The sequence below is a fragment of the Pseudoalteromonas peptidolytica genome (assembly GCF_012641745.1).
Lineage (GTDB): Bacteria > Pseudomonadota > Gammaproteobacteria > Enterobacterales > Alteromonadaceae > Pseudoalteromonas > Pseudoalteromonas peptidolytica.
Genome location: NZ_WEHZ01000018.1, coordinates 1 through 19,378 on the forward strand (window position 1 = coordinate 1; position 19,378 = coordinate 19,378).

Consider the following 19,378-nt stretch of genomic DNA (forward strand, 5'->3'; position numbering starts at 1 on the left):
TGGATTGTTAGTATGTAACATGAGAGTTACTCCTTAGTTGTTTTGAACAAAGATTCGACACCTTTATCAAAACGGGTAACTCTCAATTTTTCAAATCGAAATGTCAGATCTTGTCTGAACTAATTCACGTAACTACACCTTGTTATTCCAAACTCAGATCACTTGTCGTTACTGCATTTCCATGGTGTCACAAGGCACATACCAGATTGTAGAGTGCTGTTGTACTTATGTGTTGGTAGTACTTGCTCGCTTTGTTTCATACCAAGAGAACTAGCTTGGGTCATTGAGGTAAAGAACAGAGATATGATGTAAATGGCAGTTAGCTTTTTCATTTGTTTTTCCTTGTTTTTTGCTACCACCACATCTCTACATTTCTAACGCTTCCAATAAATAATTAAGAGTGAACTTTTTTGTAACTTTTACTTGAGCCATCAGTTGGCTACTTTGGGTCTGAGCGTCTTTTTTGATGATTAACGCATTGTTTCTGTTACTTATGTAAAAATTAGTAGCGCTTGAGTCGTACGGTAGCTCAAACTTTTTGTGCTCTGGTTCGGTTTTTGATATATCGAGTTGATGATAGCTAACACGTGATAAATCATGTTCAGTCCAGATGACCAGATCTTCATATAGCTGTATTTCTGAATTGGATTCTAATACTGCTCTAGTATGTAGAGGAAGAATACTTGCATCTTTTGGTTTGATAAATAGCTCACCTTCTATATTCGCCAGCAATAAGTTTCCCTCAAATTCTCGCACAAACTTAAAACCACTGAAGAGATGCGTCAACTCGTTATGCTCCCAGCGATATACCAGCCATTGGGAGTCTGACTTAGTGGTAAAATAAACGGCTTTCCCATCACTGGCGATCACTACGCTGTGAGGGGTCGCAGTATGGCGGATAGACTCAGTTATCGGGGAGGAGTGAGTGTAGTCAACTTTTATAATGGTTTTATCTTGTTTGACTGCAAATGCTTGAGCTTTACGAGCGTGGCTCAGGTCGGTTAATTTATCTGTGCTTTGCAATAAAACACCTTTCTTATTTGGCATTGAGCTTTGAAACTTGACTATTTGTGTATTGTCTTGATGTTGAATTTTGGCAATAAAGCTACCGTCATCACTTATGTTGATAAGTGATTGAATGTCGCTATCAAAGTGATACAGCTTACGTTTTGGAGTACTATTAAGAGGTAGTGTTAGCTCCAAAAAGAACGCCCCTTTTTTTAGCTCTGACAGCATATGAAGCTGCTGGTTCTGAGGCTGATAACTCAACATGTACACAAAATCATCGGCAAGATGGGTTTGCATTTGTTGCTCTAAGTTGTGCTCTATGAGGCCTTGCTCTGTTGCGATTAAGAGGGTGTTGTTGTCTCGCCAGTCAAGGTCTATCAGTTTACTTGAATGTGGCACTAACCCGATACGTTGTAAACTGCGAAGGTCATATATTTCTATATAAGAGTGCTCAGCTAAGCTATCGAAAACAAGCAGCGCGATTTTATCTTGCTGTGTCGAAACTGCGCCTGCGAAAAAGTTAATATAGGATTCCGCATTTTTAATTACCGCCTCAATCGTGCCTGTTTTATGGCTGTACTGATAAAGATGAAACGCACTTTGTGCGTGTGAAGCGCCGAGAAAGTATAAGGTGTCTTCAGTTGGTCCAAGGAAAATATCAGCAATAAGAAATTGAGGGTCAATAATATGCCGCGTTTGACCAGTTTGAATATTATACTCGATGATAGTCGAGTTGCCTTTCACAACATCAGAGATAAATAAACGCTCACCAGAGTGAGAAAATGCCATTGCATCAGGCCAATTAACGTTCTCCATGATGACACTTTCTGTGCCTGTGCCTTGATTGCTCAGTATGATGGAATAATCCTGTTCTCCATTAAGCTTTGCTGCATAGGCAGAAAGCCCCGAAGTTGACTCAGCAAATGACAGCTGATCTGCGCCTACGGTTGTTTGTACTAGTGGTTGAGCTGAAATAGAGGTTTGTTGCGAAAGTGGAATAAATAACGCCAATAGGGGGAATGCAAGCAACAGTAAATAGGGGGACAGATGAGACGACTTTTTTGCTTGCCACTGTGAACATTGGTGATTTCCATGCCCTTGTGAAGGGCACTGTGTTGTTTTACAGGTGTTGGCATTACACACCAGCTTATATCCTCTTTTTGATACATGCTGGATAAAGTGTGGTTGTTTAGGGTCGTCCTTAAATGCTTGACGAAGTTTACTAATGCAACGCCTTACAGCAGCGTCACTGACAAGCACCCCGGCCCATACTTCATCATGTAGCTCATTGATACTAATGTATCGATCTTGATTGTTATATAAGTACTCTAAAACTTCAAAAACCTTCGGCTCTAGCTCTATTAATTCTTCCTCTATACATAATTTATGCTCGTCCTTTAACAAGATTATTCTTTTCATAATTGTCATTCTTGTAAGAGTTAAAAAATAAAACCATATAAAACAATATCATACGTTTCGGTTTTTGAAAAATTAGGATTTAGTTATTCCATTAATGATTCTAAGGGATATAAGTTTGTTTGTGAAACATAAATTATCACAAAGATTAACGCTTGTTATTAGGGTGTGAATATGAAGCGATTCGAGAAACTAAAATCAATAGCGCTATCTCAACCCAAAATACTTCAACAGCAAAAAATGAATGAGATTAAGTGGTTTAAAAATGGCTGTAGTGAATGTCCCGAGTCTGGTCAGTGTAAATCATCAGAGCCTTCGCCCGAGGCGCCTAACAGCTAAACCGATTTTCCAAATAGCAGTGCATGTTTTATCACCCAGCGTGCATTGTTTTAAACAAGATGGGTGAGATTTAAAGGAATACAAAAATGTCTATCAACAAACTTAAAGAAATTGCACAAAAACAAAAAATCAATGCTTCTAAAGAAGTACTACAGATCATGCGTACTCAAGGCTGTTCAAGCTGCTGTAGCTTTAGTGAAGGTGGTAACTCACAAGAAGCGAGAAATATTCAGTAAGCATCCTTAAGCCAGTCGCCGCTACTCTCTTTGTGTCGACAAGCCGTCACACACTATGTTGGTCGGCATGTTAATTCAATGGTGGATAGGGACTGTACTTAGCATTGAGATAAATACTATTCGGAGAAGAATAATGAGTATTCAAAAACTAAAGAAATTATCAAAACTAAAACAAGTTCAAGTAAGCAAAGATGCTTTAAGCATTATGCGTACACAAGGTTGCTCAAGCTGCTGTAGTTTCAGTGGCGGTGGTAACTCGCAAGAAATGAAGTAACAAAGTGGGTTAAGACCGCACTGAGTTATTTCAGGGAGAGTGCTTAGACGACTGATGTCATCAATCCGCTCCCAATACAGCATCAGTTTTATCAATAGATTGGTGCTGTTGTTCACCGTTATCTTAATGATTATCAGCCGTCACTTGGTGATTGTTAGGGAAAATACCGCGCCGTGTAAAACAATAATAAGGGGTTTGCAATGGTTCCATTGCTCAAAAAGGATATTCAATTTGTGCCACGCGAAGAAGAGGGATTAGTTGTTCTTTGTCGTGAGTTACCAAATGGGTCAAAAGCCGAAATTAGAATACATCCAATTCAAGCGTTCATTATGGTGTTATTTGATGGACAGAACGACAAAAGCAAAGTTGCACAAGTGATAGCAGAGGTAATGAGTATCGAACCGCAAGCAGCGGTTGATATTGTCGAAACACTTCTTAATCGATTTTCGTTATTTTTTACCGACACGCCTTTATCCGACACATCATTGCTTTCTCATAACCCAGAGGCTTTTTTGTTCGAAGGAGACGATACACTCATCGTTAACCGTCGCGAGGATGCACCGGGAGCTATCGTATGGGTTGTCACGGAAGATTGTAACCGTAAGTGTAAGTACTGCTATAAAGATGCCAAGTTTGTAGCTGATGGGTTTGCTCGTGATATTGCTTTTCCTTTCGAGCGCGTTACTCAAATAATTGATGAAGCCGCAATGATAGGTGTCAATCGCTTGATCTTCACCGGAGGAGAGCCCTTACTGCGCCAAGACTTGCCAGAAGTCATAGGGCATACGATAGATCAAAATATTATTCCAATAGTCATCACAAAAATGCGAGTAGAAGGTGACATGATGGCACGGTTAGTAAAAGCCGGCCTAGAAGAGCTTCATGTCAGTCTAGATTCAGTAGTCGAAGCGGAGGTCGAGAAGCTAGTTGGTGTTGAAGGTGCTTTAGATGACATGCTAGTGACCATCAACGCTTGCTGTGAAAATGGTATTAAAGTCGTACTAAGGCCAGTCATGACGGCGATTAATGTAGACAATCTTGAGCAGCTGATTTCTCAGACCTATGCCATGGGAGTCAGAGAGTTTGTGATTGATGTATATGGGAAAACCTGTGGTCGCCATGAGCCTAGTTTTATGCTGAGTGACGAACAAGAAGCACAACTAAAAGTCACAGTAAAAAGCCTAAAAGAGAGGTATACGCAGGCAAAGTTCGGATTTAACTTCGATTTACGAGAAGCGACCGAAACCAAAGGGTGCATGGAAGGCTTAAAAGGGATCACCGTTCAGCCAAATGGACTGTGTGTTAAGTGTGAACATATACCACCTGGACCTCATAATACCTTTGGTGATTTAAACGAAAGTGGTTTGCTGGATATTTGGATCTCTGAAAAAATGAAAGAGATAGTCATTCCAAGTCGTAAATTTTTCAAAGGCACATCGTGTTATAAATGCGATCTGTTTCGAAACTGCAACTACGTCCGTGGTCGTTGCACCGTTACAGCTAAAGGGAAGTTCGGCACTATTCATGCGCCTGATCTTTATTGTCCCATCGGTGAATTTCATAAAAGTAATGAGATCGATGTACACGTAATTAATGCGTAGGAGTGATGGCGATGAGAAGATTTGGAAAACTTGGTGTCATTCACCAACACGCAGATAGCTACTCGCTTGACTACTTTCCCATCGCGGGACAGCAAGAAACGCCGAGTATTGAGTTACACCCTTTGGTTGTCTATATCTTGTCTTTGTTAGATAAGCAGTGGACAGTTGAAAAAATAGTGGAAGATTTACCGCGTCATTTTGATATTGCGCCAGAACATGCACAAGAAATTACAGATGATGTTGATGTCGTTTTTGAACGTCACTTTACTTCACAGCAGCATGAGCCTTCAGGTGTTACTATTGATGAAGAGGCCGTCCGAACACAAGTACGAGCGCTAAGTCAGCATACACCACTGACCACTCGAACAACCGTATTTAAAGGTAATCGCTCGCCATTTCCGATGACATTACAGTGGCTTGTTACAGACTTTTGTAACCGTAAATGCGTGTATTGTTATCAAGGTGCACCGCTAAGTAGTAAAACGGAAGATTCCTCTGTTGATATTGATGTCATAAAAAGATTGATTAGAGAAACCGCGCAGCTTGGTGGCAAAGAAGTACTACTGACAGGCGGTGAGCCGTTACTACGTGAAGATATTTATGAAGTCATGGTATATGCGTTACAACACGGTTTAACTCCTGACTTCATCAGTAAACAATTTGTGAGTGTAGAGAACGCTAAAAAGCTTGCAGCTGCTGGGTTGAAAGATGCGTTTTTCAGCATTGATAGCCTAGAAAAAGAGGCCGCGAAATCACTCACAGGAATTGGTGGGTTTGCCAAGAAAATCGGCCAAACCGTTGAGAATATGGTTACAGAGGGAATACGTGTGCACGCGAAGTCACTGTTAACTTCGCTTAATGCTCATGCCTACACTGAAACGTTAGAAACTTTAGAGCGACTTGGGGCTCACTCCATCACGATTGATACCTACTCTGATAACCTACAGCGTCATGATGATGATTTACACGCCTCAGTGGCACAAATGCACGAAGTCCGCGATGCGGTTGACACTTTTTTAGCCACCCAGCCAAAGTTGAAAGTGTATTATCGCTCTGAACAGATAGAAAAAGACATCGATTATGATATTGACGGCTTTGTCTGTCATAACGGCCGTACACAATTATTGTTTTATCCTAATGGGGACATTTCCAAGTGCGATAAGAAGCTACCTGGTGGAGACATGATAGTTGGCAGCGTGTTGAATCAAAGTGTTTTTGAAGCATGGAATAGCACGGCCTTATTAGAATCGTTAGACCCACCAAGAGATAAGTATAAAGGCACTCCTTGCTTTACCTGTGACAGTTTTGACACCTGTAATATTCGCGGGCGTTGCTACTACGGTGCTTACATGTCAACGGGAACATTATATGGCCCGCAGGAAGGGGCATGCAAATATATGGTGGGGGTGAAAAGTGTTTGTTAATCAATTCTTAAAGCTAAAAGATAAATCACGACTAGTCAAAGAGTCCAACCGCGTCATCTTATTTACTGTCGACAATGGAGAGAAGTTTGCCTCTTTATCTGTGGTGCACGCGTTGGTGCTTGCACTGAGTACTGGTGAAAACAGTACCACGGATATCCGAGATGGATTGATGGAGATTTTTGACTTTGAGCAAAGTGAAGCGCAGCAGCTCATCAGTGATTTGCTTGTTCAAACGGCTGACTTTATCGATGTGCAAGACCATGCTTTTACTGAGCTTAATGCACGTTATGATGCCGAGGACTTTATATATCAAGCCGAGCCAACACCCTGGCAAAATAAACTAGAGGTGCCCAATACCGTGGTGTGGATGACAACAAATCGTTGTCCTGCTGATTGTGTTTATTGTGTTATCCCGACATTAAAAGCCAATGAAATTGCGCCAAATGAACTCACAACAGAGCAGGCATTTAAGTTTTTGTCTGAGTGTGTTGCACTTGGGGTGAAGTATGTCAATTTGCATGGTGGCGATCCTTTCTTACGTAAAGACATGATAGAGATCATTGAGTACCTGCTTGAGCATGATGTATTCGTAGATGTGTCAACCAAAATGCCACTACGGGAGAGTTTAATCGAGCGCCTAGCAAAGGCGGGGTTAGATACGCTTCAGGTCAGTATAGATAGCAAAATACCAAAAATTGCCGATGCCATTGTGAAAGTAAAAAACTGGCTGCCAAAAATTAACCAAACTATTGAGCTATGTCAGAAATATGATTTGAATGTTCGCGCTAATATTGTTGTGACGGCCATGAATATTGATGGGATCCCAGACTTGCTGAGATACCTCATTGAAGAAAAGGGTATTACAGATGTTGGCATGTCGAGCTATTTACGTTCTGAACATAAACATGATGATGATCTGCTAATTAATCAGCAGCAACGAGAGTGGCTAGTTAATGCTGTTAACGAAATATCAGCACAATACCCTGATATTGAAATAGGCAACATCTCCGTGAAGAGTGAAAGAGAAGTGTCTGTATCGATCCCTGGCTTTGGCTCTTGCGCGGGTGGTAAGACGGCACTGGTAATCGGCTCTGATGGAGAGTGTGCGACATGCGATCGCACTATGCCTTATCAACAGGCTCGAATTGGCAACGTGAAAGAATCTTCTATTCGCGATATCTGGAATGGTGAAGCATTGGAATACTTGCTAGATCCGCCACGAGAAGAGTATGAGGGGACGCCATGTTTTGACTGTGATCATTTTCAGCAATGCAATGTGCGTCAACGTTGCTATTACCGCGCTCAATTGATTAATGGCCGACTTTATGCGCCTGACTATTTATGTGCAAAGTTACCTGAACCTCCAGTGGAAATGTTTTGAGGTGTAAAATATGGAAGTGATAAAAGCAAATGCCGTGTGTAAGACGTTTTCAAGACCTTTGGCGTCGACCCAAACTGGGGTTATTGCGGCGATAAAACAATTTGTTGCACCACCAAAAGAGAATATCAATGTTATTGATAACGTCTCCCTATCCGTTCAGCAAGGTGAGTTTGTGGGGCTGTTGGGGGCGAATGGTTCAGGCAAGTCAACATTGTTGAAATTACTCACAGGGATTTTGCAGCCTGATGCTGGTTCGCTTACGGTACTTGGGCATCACCCATCTAAAGAGCGCAAAGCGTACACCAAGAAAATTGGTGCCGTATTTGGGCAAAAGAGCTTACTGTGGTGGAATGTGGCTATCATTGAGTCGTTTCGGCTTTATGCTTCTATCTACAAACTCAGCCGCCAAGATAGTGAACGTCGCATTGAGCAACTCAGCGAGTTACTTGGACTCAGAGATTTGTTGTCGTCGCCACCGAAAAAACTTTCTTTGGGTCAGCGCATGAAAGCTGAAGTTGTCGCTTCGTTGCTACATCAGCCACAGCTTATTTTTCTGGATGAGCCAACCATTGCCATGGATCCGGTTTCGCGGCTTAATTTGATGAACTTCTTGTTGCAGCTTAATCGAGATGAAGGCACGAGTATCGTGCTGACATCTCATAATATGGCAGATGTTCATCACTATTGTCAGCGCAGTGTGATAATGGAGCAAGGCGCAGTGCTATTTGATGGTAAAACCTCGGATATCTTGTCATTGGAGCACGGTAAGGTATTAGAAATTAAAACCTGCTCAGCGCTTGATAGCCAGTTGTTGTCTGAGTTCGAATACGAATTGATAGAAGATAATCACTATCGTATAAAGACCTCAACTGAACTTGCGAAAGAAGCGCTGTCACGGCTGGCTTTTCACCCTAACGTGAAAGACGTCAACCTCTCTCCACCGAGCTTAGATCATGCCATTCATCACTTTATGACTGCAGCGAGAAATACGTTATGAATAGCATGGTTTTTATTCGCTTCTTGCAGTTGTCACTCAAAGATTTATCGGTATTTCGTAGTGATTTTATTATTAGCATCATACACATCCTTATCTATCAGGGGATCTTTATTTTATTTTGGGATGCGTTACTACGACAACTGGACTCACCACTGGGTGAGTGGGACAAAGGGAGCTTGGCACTACTTATTTTGGTTGGCTTAATATTTTCTTCAATCAGAATGCTATTTTTCGGATTCACTACCATGAGTAGCAAGGTGATCAACGGTGAACTTGATAAATACCTTTGTCGTCCAGTTTCCCCTTTGTTAGCGTTACTAGCTGAAGATACCAAGATTTGGGCTGCGGGCCATTCATTATTAACTTGTAGCATTTTGTTCTTCTTTATGGACCAAGTGTATGACTACCAGTTTACTACGCTATCTTTTGTGTACTTTTCAATCTCTATTTTGGTGGGCAGTTTAACGCTGGTACTGATGGAGGGTTGCATTGCACTGAGTGCATTTTGGTTTGGTAATGTGGACAGGTTATTTTATTTAATCAATAGTTTTGGCGATTTTCAGCGCTATCCCATCACTTTATTTCCTAAATTATTACAGCACTTTCTTATTTATGTTTTGCCCATTGGTTTAGTGTCATCTATACCGGTCATGTTTCTTGTTGGAATGTATGACGAGCCAGCCTCGATGCTGATTATTCAGGGAGTTATTTTACTCTTCTGGCTATGTGGCTTTGTCTGGCTTTGGCGCTGCGCTTTGCGCCGTTACGACTCGTTAGGGGGGTAAGATGAGCGTATTACAATTACTCCGGTTAGAGTTAAAAGAAGCAACCCACTTTCGAACAAACTTGTACGCTTGGGTGTTATCGCATCCATTGCAGTTGTTGATTATTTACATGCTATGGCAAGGGATATTTCACTTTACTGACTCAGTTGCGGGTTACAGCTTGCAACATATCGTCATGTATTATTTTTTAGTGCATTTTATTAATTCATTTTTATCATCAGCATATACTGTGAACTATCAAGTATGGAGTGATATCAATGAAGGAGGACTGGATAAATTCCTTTGTCGGCCTTTCAATTATTTAACGCTAATCTCAATAAAAAACCTGTCCAGACCTGGGATTGATGCGCTGTTCGCCTTGCCTGTACTGGTCATTGCAGTGTGGCTCGCCCCTCAGCAAAGTAGCGTCTTTAGTTGGGTGATGTTCACGTTTTCAGTATGGTTGTCCTTATTACTATTAATTGAAATTCAAAAAGTTATTGGTCTACTATCATTGTGGTTGGAAAAGGTATTTGGGCTAAGAGATATTTTATTTAGCTTTATGATGCTGCTCTCAGGTCAGTTATTACCTTTGAGTATTTTGCCTCAATGGCTAGGAGAAATAGCCCTTTATTCTCCATTTGCTGCACTTTTTCACGCACCAATTTCACAAGTTTTACCAAGCCAAAGTGTCACAGGGCTCAGTGCAATTGAGTTACAACTACTATGGCTCTTGGTATTTATTTTATTCAGTAAACTGCTATGGACGGTAGGAAGACCTAAATATCAGTCTTTGGGTGGTTAATAATAAGAGGAAGTAAGATGTCAAAAGCCATTATCAAAGCCAGTGAACTCGGAAAGTATTATCAAGTCGGCAATATTAAGACGCAGGTTTTTAACTCGCTGTCATTTGCAGTTGAGGAAGGAGAGTTTGTTTCTATCGTTGGGCCATCCGGTGCAGGAAAAACAACGTTACTAAATACAATCGGGTTGTTGGAGAAGTTTCAGTCTGGGCGCTTACAAGTAGCGGGAGCAGACGTTGCAACAATGAAAGACCAACAGCTTTCGCAGCTGAGAAACCAATATATTGGGTTTATTTTTCAAAATTTTAATTTATTACCTGAGATGACGGTGCTAGATAACGTGATGTTGCCGCTAGAAATAGCGGGTGTCTCCTCTGCCATAGCAAAAGAAAAAGCGGTATATCAGCTGGAAAGGATGGGACTAAAAGGGCGAATGGATCACAAGCATTTCTTGCTCTCTGGAGGTCAGCAACAACGGGTTGCGATTGCGCGTGCATTGATTTCAGAGCCTAAAGTTATCCTCGCCGATGAACCAACAGGGAATTTGAATTCGCAAATGGCAATGGAAATTATGAAACTGTTGAAAGAAATTAATGCAGAAGGCACTACCATTTTGATGGTGACGCATGATGAGCATTTATCACAGTTGGCAACGAGGCAAATTATGTTGTCGGACGGTAATATCATAGAGTCTCAGCAGCAGGAGTTAGCTTCATGCGGTTAGGCTCGTTAGTTAATAACCTTAAGTCACAGAGTTTGATTAGTGCATTAGTTATATTACTTATCGCCACCGGCCTTGGGGCATTTGGCACTACCTATTCTGTGTATCACGTCATGTCTAGCAATCCAATGTCATATGCTGAGCACACCACAAGATATGTGTTGTTAGATGATTGGAGTCCAGACAAAGAGTTTGACTTTTCTCCGCCGCTTCTGAGCTATCAAGATGCAAAGCAGCTCGCCGCACTGAACGAAATGGGGAAAAGTGCTTTAACTTACGACTCAAAGCTGGTGTCACAAGTACCTGATTCGCCTTATATCTATGAATTCACAGCCAGAGCTACCACCCCCGACTTTTTTTCCATATTTACGATACCATTTCGATATGGAAATGCTTGGTCTATGCAAGATGAGCATGATGAAACTGAGGTGGTAGTTTTGTCTCAACAAGCAAACGCGCAATTATTTAACGGTATAAATAGCGTTGGTAAAACGCTAATGCTAGATAATCGTCCCTATACGGTTGTCGGTGTGCTGTTTGAATTTAGTATGACACCTAAGATATACGATTTACATGTAGCACCATACTCAGATATTGAGGGCGTGTTTATTCCATTTTCTACCGCAGTTAAAAACAGTGTCTTGCCACACGGGCGCTTATTAGGGTGGCGCAATGAGCCGCTGAGTGGTTTTCAGGACGTGTTTAATACCACCATGATCTGGCTACAGCTGTGGGTTAGTTTTGACAGTGGCGCACAAATGCAAGCCTATGAGCAGCGTGTGGCTGGGTATGCAAACGCGCTACACCAATCTGGCCGAATGTTACGCGGTCAAGATAAATTTAGACTACTGACCCCATCTCAATGGTTGCGTGAAAACGAAGTAGTTAATAGTGATAGTCAATTTCTACTCTTTTTGGCGATTGTATTTTTATTAATTTGCTTGCTCTGTGTTGCAGGGTTGCTCTTTGCAAGTTATGCCTCAAGACAACATGCCTTGAACGTATACCGAGCCATAGGCGCATCAAAGCAATACCTCATAAAACTGTTGTTAGCGGAGTTAAGTGTTTTAACTGCACTTGGATGTTTGCTAGGCGTGATATTTATAGCAATAGGGCTGTCTTACATGGAGCTTCTGTATGGCAGCAGTTATGCACAGGTCGCCAATATGAATGTAGTGCCGGTGATGTTGGCAGTGGCAACATGCTTTATTGGTGTATTCTTGGCCAGTGCATTGCCAATAGGTAAGTGCTGTAATGCTGATGGGTTAACGGTGCAGAGGTAAGCAATGATAATAAAAACAACACTTCAATTTTTAGCGTATCGAAAACTCCCTTATTTGTTGATGGCCGTTATTATTGCCTTAGCCTTGTTGGTGATGGTGAATGCCGCAGCGGTACTGAACAAAGCACAAGGAGAGATAAAGCACACGCCTTATTTTGGTGAAACAACATTCTCGGTATGGCTCAAGTACCTTGAGCAGGATGTTGACTATGATATGCAAGCGAAAAAGGATGAGGCAATACTACTAGCGATGGCTGAAGTGGAGACTGTCAGTTTTGCGACCCCCGTGCCATTTGGAGGCGGCGGTCCTGAGCTGAAGTTACAGCAGCCCAATAGCAATGATGAATTAACCAGTAGTGTGTTTTATGCCGATGAGCAGTTTGTCCCAACCCTAGCGGTGGACATCATTGCAGGTAGAAACTTTATTTCGAATGATGTGGTCAGTAGTGATGAAGATGCCAGTGTGGCCTTAATCAACAAGGCGCTCGCACTCAAGTTATTTGGTGAATATTCTGTTGTTGGCAAAGTTATCACCGCAGGTGATAGTAGCTATACCATAGTAGGAGTCATTGATCCGCTGGTGGGCGCAAACTTTAAATCTACACGAGGCCAATTTGTGGTCGTGCTACCTCAAGTGAAGCTGGGCAAGTGGACATCGATGTTAGTGAAATTTGCGCCAGATACAGACACTGCGATAGCACAAAGTATGCTGGAGAATGCGCTGCAACAGCAAGCGCTAAAGCGAGTAATAGCAAAAAGCGGCGTATTACCAAGCTATCGCGCTGCTGGATTGAGAAAAGATTTTGCATTGAGCGCTATGCTATCTGCTGTGATGGGGGCATTTATGTTGGTGGTTTTTGCAACTGTCTGGGGGGTCGTAAAGTTTAACTTTGTGGCGAGACAAAAAACCATGGGAATATTACGTGCGCTTGGGATCAGTCACCGTAAACAAAGCATCGCCGTTGCTGGAGAGTTTACCCTTGTTTGCATGCTTGGGGTGCTTTTGGGAGGATTGTTATCGTTATTGCTGAGTCCTTGGTTGCAAAGTCAATTTTCAATAGAGCCACTTCAAGTCGAGTATATACTTGGATTCGGAGCCGGTCTGCAAATATTGGTGTTAATCATTGTTCAACTGCACCTAATGAAATGCCAAAAGCAAACTATTGCAGAAACAATTTATCAATAATGGGCTATATCTATTTGGCACAATACTGCGTATAATCCACCGCCTGAGTCAGCCGGATAATCGCTGCCTGTGACGAAAATGATCAGGGGGAGGAAAGTCCGGGCTCCAATGGGCAGGGTGCCAGCTAACGGCTGGGGGGCGTGAGCCTACGACAAGTGCAGCAGAGAGAAGACCGCCTAAGTCCTTCGGGACCGGTAAGGGTGAAAGGGTGCGGTAAGAGCGCACCGGGCCACTGGTAACAGTTGGTTGCAAGGTAAACTCCACCCGGAGCAAGACCAAATAGGGTTCCTTATGGTGTGGCCCGCATCGGAACCGGGTAGGTTGCTTGAGCCTAGGAGCGATCCTAGGCCTAGACGAATGATTATCGATCTCCCTCGGGAGAGAACAGAACCCGGCTTATAGGCTGACTCACACCTCAAGCGTAAACATCCCAACATGAGATGTTTACGCTTGAGACTTCCACTTTACTACTTCTTGTTAAATACACCACTTGTTTGTCCATCTCACCACTTTTTATTAATTCTTTTACTACAAATAGCTCTAGATTTAATTTAACCTTTTGATTATAAATGAATTTTAATGTTGGTATAGTACTTGGAAAGATAGCACTATCTCTCAAACGAAATGAGCAATGGAACGAACATGTATAAGAACAACAAAGTATTATTATCAACTGTGTTATGGCTTGGCACGCTGTTATGGTCAGCATTATTTTCATCTTTGGTCAAAGCTGAGTCGGTCGATAAGCTGATCAAAACCCTCATGAAAGAAAGACACATTCCGGGCTTACAGTTGGCCGTTATTAAGGACGATAAAGTAGTTAAGCAAGGAAGTTATGGTTTTGCAGATTTACAGCATCAAGTACCAGTGACGGAGCAGACATTATTTCCGATTAACTCGATGACAAAGGCGTTTACCGGTGTTGCAATTGTGCAGCTCGCTGAGCAAGGCTATTTAAATATTGATGATGAAATTGGTAAGCACTTACCGGAGTTACCAGAGGCTTGGCAGCCACTCAAAATTAATCAGTTAATGGGTCATACAACTGGGTTACCGCCTATCCTCGAATTAAGTGCTGGCTTAGAAACCATTGTCCCAAACGATGCAGAGGCCTCATGGCAAGCTGTACAAAAGCAGCCTTTTCAATTTACACCTAATTCGCGTTTTAGTTATAACCAAACTGGCTATGTGATTTTGGGTAAGATTATTGATAAATATGTACCAGAAGGGTTTCCTGCTTTTATTACCAAGATGCAGTTAGCACGCGCCAATATGCCGCAAACGGCGCAAGCTGGATTTGATTATCTTGAACGCATGGTGCCTCATCAGGCTCGTCAATATATTCATTTAGGTGAGGGGAACTATAAAAACTTTTACGGTGAATTCCCTTACATACTAAGAACTGCAGCAGGAATGAGCTCAACTGCAACAGAATTGGCTAATTATCTTGTATCGTTACAACAAGGTAAACTAATTAAAGAGCTGGATATGCTATGGACACCAGTTACGCTGAATAATGGTCGCACTGAGGCCTTTAACAACAAAGAAAACGGCTATGCAATGGGCTGGCAGGTAACGCAGCGCAAATATCACTCAGCGATCAGTGCCAGCGGTGGCGACGCGGTGACAGTGATCACCTATCCTGAAGACAAGGTGTCAGTAATCGTGCTTACTAATCTACTGGGCGGGTTACCCATTACTTTTGTCGATGATATTGCCGCATATTATATTCCAGAATTTAATGAGCCAAGTAAGCAAAAGGCCTATCAGCCAATGGCATACTTATCGCAGCTCACAGATGAGCGAGGCTTTAGCAACTTTGCCGCGACGTTTGCAACAGCGCAACAAGATACTGGCGTAATTTATGATTTAGAGATTTTGGTGGAGTGGGGCAACAAACTTGTTGAAAATGGCCAAGTTAATAATGGCATTGAAATCTTTAAATTTGCGCTGACGCAAAATAACGAGCAGCCTTATTACCACAACAGTATCGCACAAGCGTATGAGTTAAATAAGCAATATGCACAAGCATTTGCGCACTACCAGCAACTACTTACCATCAACCCAAATAGCCAGTTTGCAAAAAATAAAATGGCGGAAGTAGAGCGCCATCTATAAGTCATCAAAAGGCCACAAGCCCGACAGGTTAAGAGCCGCAAGTTCAAGGGCTTGCGGCTTTTTTGTGTATTTATACTTAAGAACTATTAGAAGCTGCGGTATAATACACAATCACCTATTTGAGCTATGTACTGCTATAGATAATCTAGCACTGCTCGTTGATAGCAAATCTGATTGAGAAAGCCATACCATGAGCCAACAACCAACTCCACCCTTAGCGCCACAAACACCGAACCACTGCGTTGACGCCTTTCGCCGCTTTAGCGTTGCACCCATGCTGGATTGGCGGGATTGAATTTTATTTTCCTTTTAAATCAGATTGTTATTTTGTTTTGATAATTCGCAGGGGATAAAAAGGGATAAATTTACGGGTTGAATGAATTAAAAAAGAAAGGGGACAATTGCTTGTCCCCTCACTGTGCCACGTTAAAAACACTGTGCTTTTCCCCATTCGATCCTAGCTGAACTACATTGGTTTTCAATGTAAGCAGCCAAGTCTTGTATATGAACTAAATAAGGTGCTTTTTGACTATCATTGAGCTTCACCGCTGGAAAAGGTAATTCATTACTTTTTGCCTTGCGCTTGGCTGTATTCACGCTCATACCCAGCACTTTAAGTGCTAGATCTTCGAGTGGTATCATGATCTTCGCGCCATATTCAGCCATCAGAAGATAAACGGTTTGTGTTTGTGTAGCATTTCTTGCTTTTGTCATAAGATCACCTGATCGTTTATTGCATCAGCACTCAAACTTTCATCACTTATGAAAAAGAAGATTTAGCTAAAAATAGTTTTATCAATAGCTTACTGCGTAATCCCATTGAAACATTGCTACTTTTTAGACAATGTACAATAAGCGAGTCTTGCTAAATCTAGCTGTAACATAATAACAAACACAAAATATTTTTTAAAAGTAAAACTTACAAATGAGATAAGAGTATTAATTGCTTCAAGAGGAATTTAGCCATCAACTACAATAGAGGCAAGATAGCGAGCGAAGTACTTAGGACTTGGTTAGAAGGTATGTAATTCATTTTCACTAAACTTAAACCATGTTAGTATAGCTAAATAATGATGACTATAAGTAGAGAATCAATGAGTGCAACCGTAGAAAGATATGAACATGTAGAATGTAGAAAAAGTGAAGGTGCTCATTACACACCTCAGAAGTTATCTCAGTTTGTAGCTTCAAGGATTTTAGAAAAATCAAATAATAAAAAAAAATTAACGATTGCAGATCCAGCTATTGGCGATGCTGAGTTGATTTTAAGTTTACTGGAAACTATTGGGGAAGGTGTAGAAGTAGAAGTATTTGGCTTTGATGTTAATGCTGAGTCAATAGAGTTAAGCAAGAGAAGAATTCATCAATATTTTCCAAACGTTAAAATTAATCTTATAAATGGAGATTTTCTAGACTTTTGCTTAAATGTCGGTACATGTTTAGAAGATATATCAATTCCAAAATTCGATTTAATCATTGCAAATCCACCTTATATAAGAACTCAAGTATTAGGTTCTGAAAAAGCACAAATTCTTGCAAAGAACTTTGGTCTCAAAGGTAGAGTTGATATTTACCAAGCTTTCTTAGTTGGTATGAGTAAATGCCTTGAAGAAGATGGCATTGCTGGCGTAATTGTATCAAATAGATTTCTTACCACTAAAGGAACTGGCGAGTTAAGAAAGTCACTTTTTAGTTTATATGATATATATAATATTTGGGATTTTGGTGATACAAAGCTTTTCGAAGCAGCTGTATTACCAGCAGTATTGTTATTTTCACTTAAATCTGAAAACAATATTTCAGAAACAGAATTTAGCTCAATATATGAGTCAACAGAAGAATCAAATCTATATGCTGATACCCCTGTAGACGCTGTATTACTTGATGGAATAGTGAAATGCGCTAATGGTAAATCTTACCAAGTAAAACGTGGGAAATTAGTGTTTGATTCTGAGCCAAAGGATATTTGGAGAATACAGGATAAAGATTCTGAGAAATGGCTGGATCACATTAAAAATAATACTTGGGCAGAGTTTGGAGATATTGGAAAAATTAGAGTTGGTGTAAAAACCACAGCAGATAATGTTTTTATCAAAGACTTTTGGAAAGAAGAAACGGGCTTTGAACCAGAATTACTCAAACCTCTGATAACTCACCATGTTGCAGGTAGATTTAAGCAAGCTAAAGGTGAAACAAAAAAGATACTGTATACCCATGAAGTGCGAGAGGGAAAAAAGAAAGCTATTGATATTGAACAGTACCCAATTAGTAAAGAGTACTTATTACAACATCGAGAGCAATTGGAAGCACGTAACTATGTAATCAAGGCTAAAAGGAACTGGTACGAAATATGGGTTCCTCAAAACCCCAAACTCTGGTTAGAAAAGAAAATTGTATTTAGAGATATTTGTGAAGAGCCTACATTCTGGATAGATGATAAAAAATCTGTTGTTAATGGTGATTGTTATTGGATGACTAATGAGACTTATTCAAAGTCTGATGATATATTGTGGCTTATTTTGGCAGTAGCAAATTCAAAGTTTATAGAAAAATTTTATGATATTAAATTTAATAATAAACTGTATTCGAATAAAAGAAGGTTTATCTCTCAGTATGTAGAAAAGTTCCCTTTACCAGATCCTGATTCTAAAATTTCTTTAAAAATGATTAATATGGCTAAAGAAATTTTTAATGAAGAAAATCAAGAGAAATCGGATAGCATTCAAGCCAAATTAAATGAATTAGTTTGGGAGGCTTTTTACCTCCCTATCGAATCTTAATTGTCAAAAAAATTGCGGGGTAAAGGTATTTGAATTTTTTTATTTAAAACTTTACCTCCAAACTGTTCAAACCTGCTAAAAAAATCTGCGCCTGTTGATAAATATAATTTAGTTATGTTAACCATTCCATTTTCTATATTCCCATAGAAAAGAGCATATCTGACATCGCAATGCCTTATCTGATAACCATTTACTTTTTCAATATCAAGGTATGCTTCACTATTTGGACAAACTAAACCTAAATCTATAGTTGGAGAAGTTTGTAATTTAACTTCCAAAAGTTGATGTTTAACATCGGGAAATTGCCCATTGTCTCTATAGTCTGAGTAACCTAAAGCTTCACAAACTAAAGCATGAAGCACTGCACCCCTATTACGCTCTTGATCTGCTCCAGCATCTTTGAACGATTTACCCACAATAGATTTTAGCTTTTCGAAGCATGTAGATATTGGAAGTAGTAGGTTTGCTTGAGGTTTAGATATAGGGCAACTGCTAGATAAGTTCTTAACACTCTCATTTAACAATGTATTGACATTCGGCGTATCCTGAGAACTTATTAATTCATAAGTTTCATCTGTGGGTAATAAGCGAGCTTGAAATTTTTGAGTTAATGTTCCTGTTGTATCTAATGCAGCTAAATCACTTCCTGAAATAACTTTAACTTTTGTTATTATGTCATTTTCGTCTGTACGGATAATCACATATCTTCTTTCAACATCTAGTTCTTCGTTCCAAACTTGAAGGTTATTTGATTTTTGTACATACGTATCAAAGAATTGACCAGTAAATCTGGGCTGGCATTTCTTAAATGATTTTGGTTGAGGGTATCCGAGTGCTTCACAAACTAGTTCTTTTGCTACTTTTGAGCGAGTTCTAATTGGGAGGTTTTCAAAAGAGTTCCCTTTTAATTTTTCATTTAAAATAGATGACAACTCTTCACTAGTTAGCCATAAATCTAGATCTCCTGTTTCGATTTGGTCGTATATTGAGAGTCCAGAATTGGAAATATTGGTAACTTTAGTTACAGCAGAAGATAACGTATCCATAA

At 40.6% G+C, this 19,378-nt stretch carries 17 protein-coding genes and 1 other RNA gene; 14 read left to right on the forward strand and 4 right to left on the reverse strand.

Features of this window, described 5'->3' with window-relative positions; all coding sequences use genetic code 11:
• Positions 1 to 158 precede the first annotated feature (158 nt).
• On the reverse strand, positions 159 to 332 hold the full coding sequence (locus tag F9Y84_RS12700) for a hypothetical protein (protein ID WP_167508221.1): 174 nt from the start codon (positions 330 to 332) through the stop codon (positions 159 to 161).
• Between the two features lie 34 nt (positions 333 to 366).
• Positions 367 to 2,427, reverse strand: coding sequence for a winged helix-turn-helix domain-containing protein (locus F9Y84_RS12705; protein WP_167508220.1), 2,061 nt, complete (start codon positions 2,425 to 2,427; stop codon positions 367 to 369).
• Positions 2,428 to 2,849: 422 nt separating this feature from the next.
• Here F9Y84_RS12705 and F9Y84_RS12710 point away from each other — a divergent pair, with 422 nt between their 5' ends.
• The 13 genes from F9Y84_RS12710 to F9Y84_RS12770 all read left to right on the forward strand — a co-directional run bounded on the left by F9Y84_RS12710 (position 2,850) and on the right by F9Y84_RS12770 (position 15,550).
• Positions 2,850 to 2,999, forward strand: a complete 150-nt coding sequence (locus tag F9Y84_RS12710; protein WP_167508219.1) for a hypothetical protein — start codon at positions 2,850 to 2,852, stop codon at positions 2,997 to 2,999.
• A 133-nt stretch (positions 3,000 to 3,132) separates the two neighbouring features.
• A complete protein-coding gene (locus F9Y84_RS12715; RefSeq protein ID WP_167508218.1) occupies positions 3,133 to 3,273 on the forward strand; it encodes a hypothetical protein in 141 nt (46 codons plus the stop codon).
• 200 nt (positions 3,274 to 3,473) lie between these two features.
• Positions 3,474 to 4,874, forward strand: a complete 1,401-nt coding sequence (locus tag F9Y84_RS12720; protein WP_147389088.1) for a radical SAM/SPASM domain-containing protein — start codon at positions 3,474 to 3,476, stop codon at positions 4,872 to 4,874.
• An 11-nt stretch (positions 4,875 to 4,885) separates the two neighbouring features.
• The gene (locus tag F9Y84_RS12725; protein ID WP_167508217.1) at positions 4,886 to 6,298 is read left to right on the forward strand and encodes a radical SAM/SPASM domain-containing protein; all 1,413 of its coding nucleotides are present in this window, start codon (positions 4,886 to 4,888) and stop codon (positions 6,296 to 6,298) included.
• Positions 6,288 to 7,679 carry a radical SAM/SPASM domain-containing protein gene (locus F9Y84_RS12730; RefSeq protein ID WP_147389086.1) on the forward strand — a complete coding sequence of 464 codons (1,392 nt, stop codon included), beginning with the start codon at positions 6,288 to 6,290 and terminating at the stop codon, positions 7,677 to 7,679. Before F9Y84_RS12725 ends, F9Y84_RS12730 begins: the two co-directional genes overlap by 11 nt.
• Before the next feature lie 10 nt (positions 7,680 to 7,689).
• Positions 7,690 to 8,676, forward strand: a complete 987-nt coding sequence (locus F9Y84_RS12735; protein ID WP_147389085.1) for an ABC transporter ATP-binding protein — start codon at positions 7,690 to 7,692, stop codon at positions 8,674 to 8,676.
• Complete coding sequence (locus F9Y84_RS12740; protein ID WP_125251147.1) at positions 8,673 to 9,461, forward strand: ABC-2 family transporter protein; 789 nt, start codon at positions 8,673 to 8,675, stop codon at positions 9,459 to 9,461. The genes F9Y84_RS12735 and F9Y84_RS12740 overlap by 4 nt, the downstream gene beginning before the upstream one ends.
• Before the next feature lies 1 nt (position 9,462).
• Complete coding sequence (locus F9Y84_RS12745) at positions 9,463 to 10,245, forward strand: ABC transporter permease (protein WP_147389084.1); 783 nt, start codon at positions 9,463 to 9,465, stop codon at positions 10,243 to 10,245.
• Positions 10,246 to 10,262: 17 nt separating this feature from the next.
• The gene (locus F9Y84_RS12750) at positions 10,263 to 10,967 is read left to right on the forward strand and encodes an ABC transporter ATP-binding protein (protein WP_125251145.1); all 705 of its coding nucleotides are present in this window, start codon (positions 10,263 to 10,265) and stop codon (positions 10,965 to 10,967) included.
• Positions 10,958 to 12,247 (forward strand): ABC transporter permease, encoded by a 1,290-nt coding sequence (locus F9Y84_RS12755; RefSeq protein WP_147389083.1) that lies wholly within the window; start codon positions 10,958 to 10,960, stop codon positions 12,245 to 12,247. Before F9Y84_RS12750 ends, F9Y84_RS12755 begins: the two co-directional genes overlap by 10 nt.
• A 3-nt stretch (positions 12,248 to 12,250) precedes the next feature.
• Positions 12,251 to 13,432, forward strand: coding sequence for an ABC transporter permease (locus tag F9Y84_RS12760; RefSeq protein WP_147389082.1), 1,182 nt, complete (start codon positions 12,251 to 12,253; stop codon positions 13,430 to 13,432).
• 44 nt (positions 13,433 to 13,476) lie between these two features.
• An RNA gene (rnpB, locus tag F9Y84_RS12765) (RNase P RNA component class A) lies at positions 13,477 to 13,847 on the forward strand.
• A 227-nt stretch (positions 13,848 to 14,074) separates the two neighbouring features.
• Positions 14,075 to 15,550 carry a serine hydrolase domain-containing protein gene (locus tag F9Y84_RS12770; protein ID WP_147389081.1) on the forward strand — a complete coding sequence of 492 codons (1,476 nt, stop codon included), beginning with the start codon at positions 14,075 to 14,077 and terminating at the stop codon, positions 15,548 to 15,550.
• Positions 15,551 to 15,976: 426 nt separating this feature from the next.
• Here the strand turns inward: F9Y84_RS12770 and F9Y84_RS12780 are convergent, their stop codons facing one another.
• Positions 15,977 to 16,264: a pyocin activator PrtN family protein gene (locus F9Y84_RS12780; protein ID WP_147389080.1), complete on the reverse strand. Its 288-nt coding sequence runs from the start codon at positions 16,262 to 16,264 to the stop codon at positions 15,977 to 15,979.
• A gap of 380 nt (positions 16,265 to 16,644) precedes the next feature.
• Here F9Y84_RS12780 and F9Y84_RS12785 point away from each other — a divergent pair, with 380 nt between their 5' ends.
• Positions 16,645 to 18,330 carry an Eco57I restriction-modification methylase domain-containing protein gene (locus F9Y84_RS12785; RefSeq protein WP_225740664.1) on the forward strand — a complete coding sequence of 562 codons (1,686 nt, stop codon included), beginning with the start codon at positions 16,645 to 16,647 and terminating at the stop codon, positions 18,328 to 18,330.
• On the opposite strand, the gene F9Y84_RS12790 is transcribed toward F9Y84_RS12785, so the two are convergent.
• Positions 18,327 to 19,376 carry a restriction endonuclease gene (locus F9Y84_RS12790; RefSeq protein WP_147389079.1) on the reverse strand — a complete coding sequence of 350 codons (1,050 nt, stop codon included), beginning with the start codon at positions 19,374 to 19,376 and terminating at the stop codon, positions 18,327 to 18,329. The genes F9Y84_RS12785 and F9Y84_RS12790 overlap by 4 nt on opposite strands.
• Positions 19,377 to 19,378 lie beyond the last annotated feature (2 nt).